Below are 12,591 nucleotides of genomic sequence, written 5' to 3' on the forward strand. Positions count from 1 at the left end.
GGGAGAGCGCGCGTCAGCTTTCGTCGCTGCGCGCCCCGAAGACGATCTCGTCCCACGACGGCATCGACGGACGCCCCTTGGCGCGTCGCGCGGTGTCAGGCTGCGGACGCTCGGGCTCGACGGTGTCGTCGACGCTCTCGTCGCGGTAACCGGGTTCGACGGCGTCGAACAGGGCCACCGGAGGGGCGGACGGACGCGGCTCGGGCTCGATCTCGGCGGCGCCGGGCAGGGGCTCGCGCTGACCGCGGCGGCGACGGAGCGCCTCCAGCAGGTCGGCCGTCTCGGACGAGGTCACGGGAGCGTCGGGAGCCCGCTTGATCGCGGCGGCCTGCACGGCCGGGGCGACCGGACCGGTCGCCTCCACGCCCGGCTCGTCGTCGATGTCGAGACGACGCGGGCCGAAGGCCCCGCTGTCGAAACGCGAGTCGTCTTTCGCGACGTTGTCGAGGGCGCGCAGATGCGGGATGAGCCCCTCGGGCAGCGATCCCTGCCGCGAGAGCTGAATCGCGTCGGCGTTCTGGGGGGAGAGGGTGCTGCGGCGCGGCTCGAAGCCCCAGCGGGCGTCGTGGTCGATGCCGTTCGCGGTGAACTCCAGCTTGACCATCCAGCCGGAGCCCTCCTTCCAGCTGGTCCAGCGCTCCGCCGAGGCGCCGGCCTCCGCCAGCTTGGCGCGCACCGCCGCTCCGAAGGTGATGGGGGCGTCGTGCTCGAGGGTGCCGCCCAGCAGCACGGGGACCGCGAGGGCCTGCGCGACGACGTGCTCGCGCTCGGCGAGAACGGGTCCCTCGAAGCGCTCCACGTCCTCGACGCGTGCGTTCAGGAGAGTCGCCACTTCGCGCGCCGACAGGCCGGCGCGGATATGGGCCTGGATCTCCCGGGGGCTGGGGCGCGGGGCGCGGTCGTCGTCTTCGCGGTCGCGACGTGCGCGGCGCGCCTCGGCGCGCAGCACCTCGTCGAGCGCGAGGGCGAAGCGTTCGCCGGACTGCGTCGCCACGACGAGGACGTCATCTTCGGTTCCGATGACTTTGAGCTGTTCCATGCGAAACACCCCTCCGATCTGCGGTCAGCGCCCATGCTGACATGCGCGCCGCCCGGTTGCGGGAATATCCGGGGCGCGCCGCGAGTTTCCCGTCTCGCCCGACACGCGAACACCGCCGAGAGCATTTGCTTATCGCAGACGTGTCATGCAAACTATGGCCGCCCGATCGGGCACCCGATGGGGCACAGCACCACGAAAACCGGAAGTAGAGACCTGCACGCATGGCAACCGATTACGACGCACCGCGCAAGACCGAGGACGACAGCGAGTCGATCGAGGCCCTCAAGGAGCGCGTGCCCGACAAGGCGTCGGGGTCGATCGACAACGAGGATGCCGACAACCCCTCGGGCTTCGAACTGCCCGGCGCCGACCTCTCCGACATCGAGCTCGATGTCGTCGTCCTGCCCCCGCAGGAGGACGAGTTCACCTGCATGAACTGCTTCCTCGTGAAGCACCGCTCCCAGATCGCGGAGGAGAGCGGCCCCGGCTTCATCTGCCTGGAGTGCGCAGCCTGATCTGAGCGCGCTGGATCGCCGCGACGAGGCGATCCGGCGTGCGGGTGGACACCACCCACGACGGGGTCGGGTCGTCGGGATCGGTCACGGGAACCGTGACGATGCCGTCGATCCCACCCCGGATGACATGCCAGGCCCGGTGGTCGAGACCACTCCCACGGGCCGTGCGGGCCTCCTCGGCGACGACGCCGGAGGGAACGCCCAGGAACTCCACCGGGATATGCGCGCGTCCGGCGCGCAGCTCGCCGTCGCGCACCTCGACGACGGGGGAGAGCGCCAGCAGGGCGACCACGATGGCCACCGACACGATCAGCCCGATGAACAGGGCCAGGGTCGTGTCCAGCGGCGAGAAGACGACCGCCGCCATCGGACCGCACACGGCGGCGGCGACGAGCGCCCACAGCGACGGGCTCAGGCGCTCTCGGTACTCGGCTGCGGTGCGGATGCCGCACCCCCTCTTCTGCATTACCCTCGTGGGGTGACCGAAACGGTGGACGTCCCAATTGTCGCATCCGAGCCCCCGGTCTTCGCCCACCCCGGCGACGCCGGGGCCGACCTGACCGCCGCCGAGGCGGTCCGCCTCGAGCCGGGCCGCCGCGCTCTCGTGGGAACGGGAGTGCGCATCGCCCTCCCCGACGGGTACGCCGCCTTCGTGGTCCCGCGCAGCGGGCTGGCCGCGAAGCACGGCATCACCATCCTCAACGCCCCCGGCACGATCGACGCCGGGTACCGCGGCGAGATCAAGGTCGCCCTGCTGAACACCGACCTCGACGAGGCCTACGACATCGCGGTCGGAGACCGCATCGCCCAGCTCATCGTGATGCCCGTCCCGCCCGTGCGCTTCGTCCCCGTCGACGAACTCCCCGACAGCGTGCGCGGCGAAGGCGGTTTCGGATCGAGCGGATACCAGAGCCTGCAAGGGAGCACCCGATGACCGACGCGCCGCAGCCCACACCCGCACCCGACGGCCCCTCGGCCGACGAGACCGGCACCGAGCTCGCGCCCCCCGCGAAGAGCGCTCCGCTCGACCGCGACAGCGCGGGCCCCTTCGACGAGGCCGAGGCGAACCCCGTGCGCCCCTACATCGACCTGGGCGGGATCAAGATCCTGCCGCGCGAGGGCCTCAACCTCCGCCTCGAGGTCGAGGAGCAGACCAAGCGCATCGTCGCCGTCGGTCTCGACTACGCCGACTCGACCCTCCAGGTGCAGCCCTTCGCCGCGCCGCGCTCGAGCGGCCTGTGGGAGGAGACGCGCGAGCAGATCCGCCAGCAGGTGAAGCAGCAGGGCGGGCGCGTGGAGGAGCGCGAGGGTCCCCTCGGTCCCGAGCTGCTCGCCGAGGTGCCGGTCGTGGCCGGAGCCGACGGCGCCGGAAAGCGTCTCGCCCGCTTCGTGGGCGTCGACGGGCCGCGCTGGTTCCTGCGCGGAGTGGTCGGAGGAGCGGCGACGAGCGACGTCGAGGCCGCCGCGGCGGTCGAAGACCTCTTCCGTTCGATCGTGGTCGTGCGCGGATCGTCGCCCATGCCGCCGCGCGACCTCATCCCCCTGCGGATGCCGTCGACCCCCGGCACCGCATGAGCGAGGAGTCCTCCCGCCCCGACGCCGCCGCGGACGCGGAGCGCGTCCCCCTGCAGCCGCCCTCGGCCGCGGACAGCGTGGGGGCGGCCCTCGGCAACGCCGCGCGGCGCGCGGGACTCGACCCCGCGGCGCACGGCAGCACCGGCGCGGCGGTGTGGTCGGCGATGGGCGGGGTGCGCGGCATCCTGGAATCCGTCCTGCCGTCGCTCGCGTTCGTCGTGCTGTTCACCGTCACGATCGACCCGGAGACGCGGCAGGGCAACCTGTGGCTCAGCCTCGGCGTCTCGGTGGGGCTCGCGGTGGTGTTCACGCTCGCGCGCCTGATCGCGAAATCGCCGCCGAGTGCCGCGATCGGTGGCCTGCTGGCGACCGTCGGTGCCGCCGTGCTCGCCCTCGTCACCGGCCGCGGCCAGGACAACTTCGTCCTCGGCTTCTTCACCAATGGCGCGTACGGAACGGCGTTCCTCGTGTCGGCGTTGATCGGCTGGCCCCTGATCGGCCTCGCCGCCGGCTACCTCCTCGGCGAGGGAACGGGATGGCGCGCGGACCGGCGCAAGAAGCGCGCCTACACCTGGCTGTCGATCGCGTGGGCGGCGCTGTTCGCGGCGCGGCTCGTGGTGCAGTTGCCGCTCTACTTCGCCGGTGACGTCACCGCGCTCGGCACCCTGAAGATCGTGATGGGCCTGCCGCTGTTCGCCCCGATGCTCGCCGTGACGTGGCTCGTGGTGCGTTCTCTCTCGCCGCGGCGCGAGTCCTGATATTATCTTGACATCAAGATAAATCCGTCCCCCCGAGCGGTTAGGCCGACCTTGCTGGAATCGGCCTCGCGGCGCGGGGAAGATGGAGAGATGCGGGCCCACGCCTGCGCATTCGCCGACGAAGGAGACGATCGTGTCCACGGTTGACAGCTTCGGTGCAAAGAGCACCCTGACGGTCGGCAGCACCGACTACGAGATCTTCCGCATCGACACGGTCGCCGGTCACGAGAAGCTCCCGTTCAGCCTCAAGGTGCTGCTCGAGAACCTGCTGCGTACGGAAGACGGCGCCAACGTCACCAAGGAGCAGATCGAGGCGCTCGGTTCGTGGGTGCCCACGGCCGACCCCGACACCGAGATCCAGTTCACGCCCGCCCGCGTCGTCATGCAGGACTTCACCGGAGTGCCCTGCATCGTCGACCTCGCCACCATGCGCGAGGCCGTGACGGCGCTCGGCGGCGACCCGAACAAGATCAACCCGCTCTCGCCCGCCGAGATGGTCATCGACCACTCGGTCATCGCCGACCTCTTCGGCAGCGAGAACGCCCTCGAGCGCAACGTCGAGATCGAGTACGAGCGCAACGGCGAGCGGTATCAGTTCCTGCGCTGGGGCCAGACGGCGTTCGACGACTTCAAGGTCGTCCCCCCGGGAACGGGCATCGTGCACCAGGTGAACATCGAGCACCTGGCCAAGGTCGTCTACGACCGGTCGGTCGACGGCGTCCTGCGCGCCTACCCCGACACCTGCGTCGGCACCGACTCGCACACCACGATGGTCAACGGCCTGGGCGTGCTCGGCTGGGGCGTCGGCGGCATCGAGGCCGAGGCGGCCATGCTCGGCCAGCCCGTGTCGATGCTCATCCCGCGCGTCGTCGGCTTCAAACTCTCGGGCGAGATCCCCGCCGGCGTCACCGCGACCGACGTCGTGCTCACGATCACCGACATGCTGCGCCAGCACGGCGTGGTCGGCAAGTTCGTCGAATTCTACGGCGAGGGCGTCGCCTCGGTGCCGCTCGCGAACCGCGCCACCATCGGCAACATGAGCCCCGAGTTCGGCTCCACCGCGGCGATGTTCCCCATCGACGACGTCACCCTCGACTACCTGCGCCTGACCGGCCGCGACGAGCAGACGGTCGCGCTGGTGGAGGCGTACGCCAAGGAGCAGAAGCTCTGGCACGACGCCGACCGCGAGCTGGTCTTCAGCGAGTACATGGAGCTCGACCTGTCGACGGTCGTCCCCTCGATCGCCGGCCCGAAGCGCCCGCAGGACCGCATCCTGCTGTCCGAGGCGAAGAACCAGTTCGAGAAGGACATCCTCAACTACGCCGGTGCGTCGGTCTCCGACTCGATCGTCGACCTCGAAGTCGACGGCACCTTCCCGGCATCCGACCCGGGCTCGGTTCCCGGTGAGGAGCACGAAGAGGTCACCGAGAGCGAGGTCCTGATCTCGTCGGGCCACCCCGCCAACGCGTCGAACCCGGTCAAGGTCACCACCCCCGACGGGCAGTCGTACCTGCTCGACAACGGCGCGGTCACCCTCGCCGCCATCACCTCGTGCACCAACACGTCGAATCCCTCGGTCATGATCGCGGCGGGCCTGCTCGCCAAGAACGCCGTCGACAAGGGCCTGAAGCGCAAGCCGTGGGTCAAGACGACGCTCGGCCCCGGCTCGAAGGTCGTCACCGACTACTACGAGAAGTCCGGCCTCGACAAGGCGCTCGAGGGCCTCGACTTCTACACCGTCGGCTACGGCTGCACGATCTGCATCGGCAACTCGGGCCCCCTCATCGAGGAGGTCTCCGAGGCGATCAACGAGAACGACCTCGCCGTCACGGCCGTCCTCTCCGGCAACCGCAACTTCGAGGGTCGCATCAGCCCCGACGTGAAGATGAACTACCTGGCCTCCCCGCCGCTGGTGGTCGCGTACGCCCTCGCCGGATCGATGAACTTCGACTTCGAGACCGACGCCCTCGGCAAGGACCAGAACGGCGACGACGTCTTCCTCAAGGACATCTGGCCGGCCCCCGACCAGGTTCAGACGATCATCGACGCGTCGATCTCGCGCGAGCAGTTCATCCAGCAGTACGCCACCGTCTTCGAGGGCGACGAGCGCTGGAAGAACCTCCCCACCCCGACCGGCCCGGTCTTCGAATGGGATGCCGACTCCACCTACGTGCGCAAGGCTCCCTACTTCGACGGCATGACGATGCAGCCCGACGCGGTGCGCGACATCACCGGCGCGCGCGTCATGGCCACGCTCGGCGACTCGGTCACCACCGACCACATCAGCCCGGCCGGCAACATCAAGGCGGGCACGCCCGCCGCGCAGTACCTCACCGAGCACGGCGTCGCGCAGAAGGACTTCAACTCCTACGGTTCGCGCCGTGGAAACCACGAGGTCATGATCCGCGGCACCTTCGCGAACATCCGCCTGAAGAACGAGCTCACCGCGGCGGTCAACGACGGCACGGTCGTCGAGGGTGGCTACACCCGTGACTTCACCCAGGAGGGCGGCCCGCAGTCGTACATCTTCGACGCGAGCCAGAACTACCAGGCGCAGGGCACCCCGCTGGTGATCTTCGGCGGCAAGGAGTACGGCTCCGGCTCGTCGCGCGACTGGGCGGCCAAGGGCACGAACCTGCTCGGTGTGAAGGCCGTCATCACCGAGAGCTTCGAGCGCATCCACCGCTCGAACCTCATCGGCATGGGCGTCGTCCCGCTGCAGTTCCCGGCCGGCGAGAGCTGGAAGTCGCTGGGCCTCGACGGCACCGAGATCGTCTCGATCCAGGGCCTCGAGCAGCTCAACGAGGGCGTGACCCCCAAGACGGTGAAGGTCACCGCCGAGCCGAGCGAGTTCTCGCCCGAGGGCAAGCAGACCATCGAGTTCGACGCCGTGGTCCGCATCGACACCCCCGGTGAGGCCGACTACTACCGCAACGGCGGCATCCTGCAGTACGTGCTGCGTTCGCTCGTCTGAGCGATCGACGTCAGGTGCCCCGGGAGCCTCGCGCTCCCGGGGCGCTTCGCGTTTCGGGCGGGGGAGCGAACACTACTCGGCCGCGGACGGCAAGCCGTTGCCGGGCCCTCCACACCCCCGGAGACTAGAATCGACAGACGCGCAGACCTCTGCGCACACCGCACGAGAGGAGTCACATGGCTCTCCTACCCGGCATCCACGGACCCCGTGACCTCGACGCCCTGACCCCCGACGAGCTGCGTCAGCTGGCCGCGGAGGTGCGGTCGTTCCTCGTCGAGAACGTGGCCCGCACCGGCGGCCACCTCGGACCGAACCTCGGCGTGGTCGAGCTCACGATCGCTCTCCACAAGGTCTTCGATTCACCCGCCGACCCCATCATCTTCGACACCGGGCACCAGTCCTACGTGCACAAGATCCTGACCGGCCGTCAGGACTTCGAGAAGCTCCGCTCGCGCGGGGGTCTCGCCGGCTACCCGCAGCGCTCCGAGAGCGAGCACGACGTCGTCGAGTCGTCGCACGCCTCCAGTTCGCTCAGCTGGGCCGACGGCGTCTCGCGGGCCTTCAGCCGCACCGGTCGCCGCGACCGCCACGTCGTCGCCGTCGTCGGCGACGGCGCTCTCACCGGCGGGATGACGTGGGAGGCGCTGAACAACATCAGCGACGACAACGACCGCAACCTCGTCATCGTGGTCAACGACAACGGCCGCTCCTACGCCCCCACGATCGGCGGCATGGCGCGCTACCTCAACCGCGTGCGCACGAACGAGGCGTACCGCACCCTGCACCGCGGCTCCGACACGCTCTTCCGCCGTCTGGGGCCCGCCGCGCGCGCGGTGTACCGCGGCGTCCGCGGCGGAACGCACGGCTTCCTGTCGCGCTTCACGAACAACGAGGCGCTCTACAGCAACCTCGACATCAAGTACCTCGGTCCCATCGACGGCCACGACTTCGAGTCGCTCATCGAGACGCTCGAGCTGGCCAAGTCGTACGGCGCGCCCGTCATCGTGCACGCCATCACCGACAAGGGCAGCGGGTACGCGCCCGCGATGAGCGACGAAGCCGATCAGTTCCACGCCGTGGGCAAGATCGACCCGATCACCGGCGAGGCGCTCGGCTCGGGCGGCGGTCCGCAGTGGACCGACGTGTTCGCCGACGAACTGGTCGCGGTCGGTGCCGAACGCGACGACGTCATCGCGATGACCGCCGCGATGCTGCGTCCCACGGGTCTGCAGAAGTTCGCGGAGCGCTTCCCCGAGCGCGTGTACGACGTCGGGATCGCGGAGCAGCACGCGGTGGCATCCGCCGCCGGTCTCGCCTTCGGAGGCCTGCACCCGGTCGTCGCCATCTACGCGACGTTCATGAACCGCGCGTTCGATCAGGTCATGATGGACGTCGCCCTGCACAAGGCCGGGGTGACCTTCGTGCTCGACCGGGCCGGCGTCACCGGCCCCGACGGCCCGAGCCACCACGGCATCTGGGACCTCGCGATGCTGCAGCTGGTCCCCGGCATCCGCATCGCCGCTCCCCGCGACGCCGCTCGCTTGCGCGAGGTGTTCCGCGAGGCCACCGCCGTCGAAGACGCGCCGACCGTCGTGCGCTACCCCAAGGGCAAGGTCAACGACGACGTCGAGGCGATCGAGCGTCTGCACGACGGCGTCGACGTGCTGAGTCGCGGCTCGAGCGAAGACGTGCTCCTCGTCGGCATCGGGCCGATGGTCCATCTCGCGCTGGAGGTCGCGGAGCGACTGAAGGCGCAGGGCATCGGCGCCACGGTGATCGATCCGCGCTGGGCCATTCCGGTGCAGCCGTCGATCGTCGATCTGGCCCGCGAGCACCGTCTCGTGATCACGATCGAGGACGGCATCCGCGTCGGCGGTGTCGGCACGCGCGTGCGCCAGGTGCTGCGCGAGGCCGGCGTCGACACGGCGGTCGACGAGCTCGGCATCCCGGACGAGTTCATCGATCACGCCACGCGCGAGCAGATCCTCGAGGATGCCGGACTCACGGCGTCCAAGATCGCCCATGACGTCGTGGCGCAGGTCCTCGGTACCCGCATCCCCATGGCCCGTCAGACTCCGACCGGCTCGATCCCGACGATCGAGGAGTGGGAGAAGTCCCGGCCGTAAGGGCGTGAGGAAGGGGCCGGGATCTTGAGATCCCGGCCCCTTCCTCACGAGCCCCACCGCGCGAGAACAGGCGATCATTTCAGAACACGCCTCGCCCATCGAGCCCCGTCCTGTCCCCGGACGATCTCCTGTCGCGGAGCGCTGCCCCTCACCTCGCACAGATGACGACGGCGCCGCCCCCTCGGGGACGGCGCCATCGTCGTGTGCGGGGCCTCAGGCTCCGATGCCGCGGATAGGCGGGTGGTGGAACGAGTCACCGAAGGCGCGCTGCGACGCCCCCTCGCGGTCGAGGTAGGGCGAGGCCCCACCGTCGATGAACGGCCAGCCGGCACCGAGGATGAGGCACAGGTCGATGTCCTGCACCTCGGGTACCACGCCCTCATCGAGCATGATCTTGATCTCCTGCGCGAGACCGTCCTGCACGCGGGCGAGGATCGTCTCGGGCGCGACCGGGGTCTTGCCGGTGACGAGCACCTTCTGCGCGGCCTTGGTCCAGCCGGTCACGCGACCGCCCTTGTCCTTCTCGACGACCTCCGGCAGGGCCGCGAGCTCGTGGAAGTTCTCCGACGCGAAGAACCGGTCGGGGAAGGCGTGCGCCATCGTGTCCTGCACGTGCGCCGCGACCTTCCAGCCGACCAGGTCGATCAGCTGGAACGGTCCCATCGGCAGTCCGAGCGGAGCGAACGCCTTCTCGACGACCGTGAGGGGCGTGCCCTCGTACACCGCGCGCGCCGCCTCGCCCATGACCTTCGCGAGCAGGCGGTTCACGACGAAACCGGGCGCGTCGGCGGTGAGTACCGCGTTCTTGCCCAGACCCTTCGCGACCACGAACGCCGTCGAGAGCGCGGCGTCGGAGGTGGCATCCGTCTTGACGACCTCGATGAGCGGCATGACCGCGACGGGGTTGAAGAAGTGGAAGCCCACGAGCCGTTCGGGGTTCTTCAGCACCGAGCCGATCTCGGCGACCGAGAGCGACGAGGTGTTGGTCGCGAGGATCGCGTCGTCGGCGACGATCTTCTCGATCGCACGGAAGACCTCCTGCTTGACGCCGACCTCTTCGAACACGGCCTCGATCACGAAGTCGCAGTCGGCGAACTCGTTGCGATCGGTCGTGCCGTGCACGAGCGCGCGGAGCTGGTTGGCGGTGTCGCCGTCCAGGCGGCCCTTGGCCTCGAGCTTGCCGATCTCTTCGCGGATGGATGCCACGCCCTTGTCGACCCGACCCTGGTCGAGGTCGGTGATGATCACGGGCACCCGGAGCTTGCGCACGAACAGCAGGGCGAATTGGGAGGCCATGAGGCCCGCGCCGATCACGCCGACCTTCGTGACCTTCTTCGCGAGCGCCTTGTCGGGAGCCCCGACAGGACGCTTCGCGCGCTTCTGGACGAGGTCGAAGGCGTACATGGATGCCGCGAACTGGTCGCCCGTGATCAGGTCGGCCAGCGCCTCGTCCTCGCGGGCGAAGCCCTCGGCCCTGGTGCCGCTCTTCGCCTTGTCGAGCAGATCGAGCGCGACGTAGGGGGAGCGGGGCACGGTGCCGATCTTCGACTCGAGCATGCCACGCGCCATCTTGATCGCGATGGGCCACTTCGTCAGGCGCTCGAGCTTGCCGGGCTCGTTCTTGCGCTCGATCTTCACGCGGCCGGTGAGCACGCCGTCGGCCCACCGCAGCGAGTCCTCGAGGTAGCTGGCCGCCGGGAAGATGGCATCCATGATCCCGAGGTCGAAGGCCTGCTGGGGCTTGAGCATGCGGTTCTGCTTGAGCGGGTTCGAGATGACGACCTCGAGTGCGTTCTCGATGCCGATGAGGTTCGGCAGCAGGTAGGCGCCACCCCAGCCGGGGATGATGCCGAGGAACACCTCGGGCAGCGCGACGGCCGCCGCGGAGGCGTCGACCGTGCGGTACGTCGAATTCAGCGCGATCTCGAGGCCGCCGCCGAGGGCGAGGCCGTTGACGAACGCGAACGAGGGCACGCCCAGCTCGGAGAGCGAGCCGATGACCTGGTGGCCGCGCTGCGCGATGAGGCGGGCGACGTCCTTGGAGGGCAGCTTCGCGACGTCGGACAGATCGGCGCCGGCGGCGAGGATGTACTGCTTGCCGGTGATCGCCACGGCGTGGATCTCTCCCGCCGCCGCGCGACGCTTCAGCGTCGCGAGGGTCTCGCCGAGCTCGGCGAGGGTCGCCGGGCCCAGCGTGTTGGGACGCGTGTGGTCGCGCCCGTTGTCGAGCGTGACGAGCGCGAGCACGTTGCCCGAGGGCAGGCGCACGTCGCGGACGGGGGAGTGGGTGATCACCTCGTCGCCGGTGAGGGCGTCGAGGGGCGAGAAGTCGATGGATGCGTAGTCGGTCACTTGCGCTTCTTCTTTCCGTCGAAGAACGGGTTCTCCCAGATGACCGAGCCGCCCTGGCCCAGGCCCACGCACATGGCGGTGAGGCCGTAGCGCACGTCGGGACGTTCGGCGAACTGCGCCGCGAGCTGGATCATCAGACGCACACCGGATGCCGCGAGCGGGTGGCCCAGGGCGATCGCGCCGCCCCACGGGTTGACGCGGGGGTCGTCGTCGGCGATGCCGAAGTGATCGAGCAGCGAGATGACCTGGATCGCGAAGGCCTCGTTGAGCTCGAAGAGCCCGATGTCGTCGATCGTGAGTCCGGCCTTCTTCAGCGCCTTCTCGGTCGAGGGGATCGGACCGATGCCCATGATCTCGGGCTCGACGCCGGCGAAGGCGAACGAGACCATGCGCATCTTGGGGGCGAGACCGAACTCCTTCACCGCGTCGGCACCGGCGAGGAGGCTGATGGTCGCCCCGTCGGTGAGCGGCGACGAGGTGCCCGCGGTCACGCGCCCGTGCGGCCGGAAGGGGGTCTTGAGGGTCGCGAGGCCCTCGACCGTGGTCTCGGGGCGACGGCCCTCGTCCTCGGTCGCGAGTCCCCAGGCGCCCTCGGCGTCCTTGACGGCGACCGGGACCAGGTCGGGCTGGATCTTGCCGGCCTCGTACGCGGCCTGCACCTTGTGCTGGCTCGCGGCGCCGAAGCGGTCGGCACGCTCCTTCGTCAGGTGGGGGAACCGGTCGTGGATGCGCTCGGCGGTGACGCCCATGTTCAGCGCGCCCGGGTCGACGAGCTTCTCGGCCACGAAGCGGGGGTTCGGATCGACGTTGCCGCCGATGGGGTGACGACCCATGTGCTCGACACCGCCCGCAAGGGCGAGGTCGTACATGCCGACGCCGATCGAGGCGCCCATCGTCGTCACGCTCGTCATGGCGCCGGCGCACATGCGCTCGATCGCCAGACCCGGCACCGTCATCGGCAGACCCGCGAGGATCGCCGCGGTGCGGCCCAGGGTCAGGCCCTGGTCACCCGTCTGCGACGTCGCGGCGATCGCCACGTCGTCGATCCGGTCCTTCGGCACGTCGCCGTTGCGCTCCATCAACCCGATGATCGCCTTGACGACCAGGTCGTCGGCGCGGGTGTTCCAGTACATGCCCTTCTCGCCGGCGCGCCCGAAGGGGGTGCGCATTCCGTCGACGAAGAAGACGTCCGTCATCTCGGCCACTCTGCCTCCATAGTTTGGGATCACCCCAGCCTAGGAAGCGGGATCGA

At 69.6% G+C, this 12,591-nt stretch carries 10 protein-coding genes; 6 read left to right on the forward strand and 4 right to left on the reverse strand.

Annotated elements, in window-relative coordinates; translation table 11 throughout:
- Window positions 1-13: 13 nt before the first annotated feature.
- Window positions 14-1,039, reverse strand: coding sequence for a septation protein SepH (gene sepH, locus AB1K56_RS08335; RefSeq protein ID WP_371205276.1), 1,026 nt, complete (start codon window positions 1,037-1,039; stop codon window positions 14-16).
- Window positions 1,040-1,260: 221 nt separating this feature from the next.
- Here sepH and AB1K56_RS08340 point away from each other — a divergent pair, with 221 nt between their 5' ends.
- Window positions 1,261-1,554, forward strand: coding sequence for a DUF4193 domain-containing protein (locus AB1K56_RS08340; protein WP_056231545.1), 294 nt, complete (start codon window positions 1,261-1,263; stop codon window positions 1,552-1,554).
- On the opposite strand, the gene AB1K56_RS08345 is transcribed toward AB1K56_RS08340, so the two are convergent.
- A complete protein-coding gene (locus AB1K56_RS08345) occupies window positions 1,529-2,020 on the reverse strand; it encodes a DUF3093 domain-containing protein (protein WP_136585632.1) in 492 nt (163 codons plus the stop codon). The two genes, AB1K56_RS08340 and AB1K56_RS08345, sit on opposite strands and share 26 nt — an antisense overlap.
- A gap of 12 nt (window positions 2,021-2,032) precedes the next feature.
- Here AB1K56_RS08345 and dut point away from each other — a divergent pair, with 12 nt between their 5' ends.
- From dut to dxs, 5 genes are all read left to right on the forward strand, one after another.
- On the forward strand, window positions 2,033-2,488 hold the full coding sequence (gene dut, locus AB1K56_RS08350; RefSeq protein ID WP_371205277.1) for a dUTP diphosphatase: 456 nt from the start codon (window positions 2,033-2,035) through the stop codon (window positions 2,486-2,488).
- Entirely contained in the window at window positions 2,485-3,129 is a 645-nt protein-coding gene (locus tag AB1K56_RS08355; protein WP_371205278.1) for a DUF3710 domain-containing protein, read from the forward strand. Before dut ends, AB1K56_RS08355 begins: the two co-directional genes overlap by 4 nt.
- Window positions 3,126-3,887: a DUF3159 domain-containing protein gene (locus AB1K56_RS08360; RefSeq protein ID WP_371205279.1), complete on the forward strand. Its 762-nt coding sequence runs from the start codon at window positions 3,126-3,128 to the stop codon at window positions 3,885-3,887. Before AB1K56_RS08355 ends, AB1K56_RS08360 begins: the two co-directional genes overlap by 4 nt.
- Before the next feature lie 133 nt (window positions 3,888-4,020).
- On the forward strand, window positions 4,021-6,861 hold the full coding sequence (gene acnA, locus AB1K56_RS08365; RefSeq protein WP_371205280.1) for an aconitate hydratase AcnA: 2,841 nt from the start codon (window positions 4,021-4,023) through the stop codon (window positions 6,859-6,861).
- Between the two features lie 176 nt (window positions 6,862-7,037).
- A complete protein-coding gene (dxs, locus tag AB1K56_RS08370; RefSeq protein ID WP_279367023.1) occupies window positions 7,038-8,987 on the forward strand; it encodes a 1-deoxy-D-xylulose-5-phosphate synthase in 1,950 nt (649 codons plus the stop codon).
- Window positions 8,988-9,200: 213 nt separating this feature from the next.
- Here the strand turns inward: dxs and AB1K56_RS08375 are convergent, their stop codons facing one another.
- On the reverse strand, window positions 9,201-11,339 hold the full coding sequence (locus tag AB1K56_RS08375; RefSeq protein WP_371205281.1) for a 3-hydroxyacyl-CoA dehydrogenase NAD-binding domain-containing protein: 2,139 nt from the start codon (window positions 11,337-11,339) through the stop codon (window positions 9,201-9,203).
- Window positions 11,336-12,544: a thiolase family protein gene (locus tag AB1K56_RS08380; RefSeq protein WP_058625199.1), complete on the reverse strand. Its 1,209-nt coding sequence runs from the start codon at window positions 12,542-12,544 to the stop codon at window positions 11,336-11,338. The genes AB1K56_RS08375 and AB1K56_RS08380 overlap by 4 nt, the downstream gene beginning before the upstream one ends.
- Between the last annotated feature and the right edge of the window lie 47 nt (window positions 12,545-12,591).

Source organism: Microbacterium sp. BWR-S6Y, assembly GCF_041379845.1.
In the GTDB taxonomy this organism is placed as follows: Bacteria; Actinomycetota; Actinomycetes; order Actinomycetales; family Microbacteriaceae; genus Microbacterium; species Microbacterium hydrothermale.

What these genes read in the sequence shown, in the direction of transcription:
- dxs (WP_279367023.1), top strand. Translation starts at nt 7,038, where the DNA reads ATGGCTCTCCTACCCGGCATCCACGGACCCCGTGACCTCGACGCCCTG.
- AB1K56_RS08355 (WP_371205278.1), top strand. Translation starts at nt 2,485, where the DNA reads ATGACCGACGCGCCGCAGCCCACACCCGCACCCGACGGCCCCTCGGCC.
- AB1K56_RS08360 (WP_371205279.1), top strand. Translation starts at nt 3,126, where the DNA reads ATGAGCGAGGAGTCCTCCCGCCCCGACGCCGCCGCGGACGCGGAGCGC.
- sepH (WP_371205276.1), bottom strand. Translation starts at nt 1,039, where the DNA reads ATGGAACAGCTCAAAGTCATCGGAACCGAAGATGACGTCCTCGTCGTG.
- AB1K56_RS08345 (WP_136585632.1), bottom strand. Translation starts at nt 2,020, where the DNA reads ATGCAGAAGAGGGGGTGCGGCATCCGCACCGCAGCCGAGTACCGAGAG.
- AB1K56_RS08340 (WP_056231545.1), top strand. Translation starts at nt 1,261, where the DNA reads ATGGCAACCGATTACGACGCACCGCGCAAGACCGAGGACGACAGCGAG.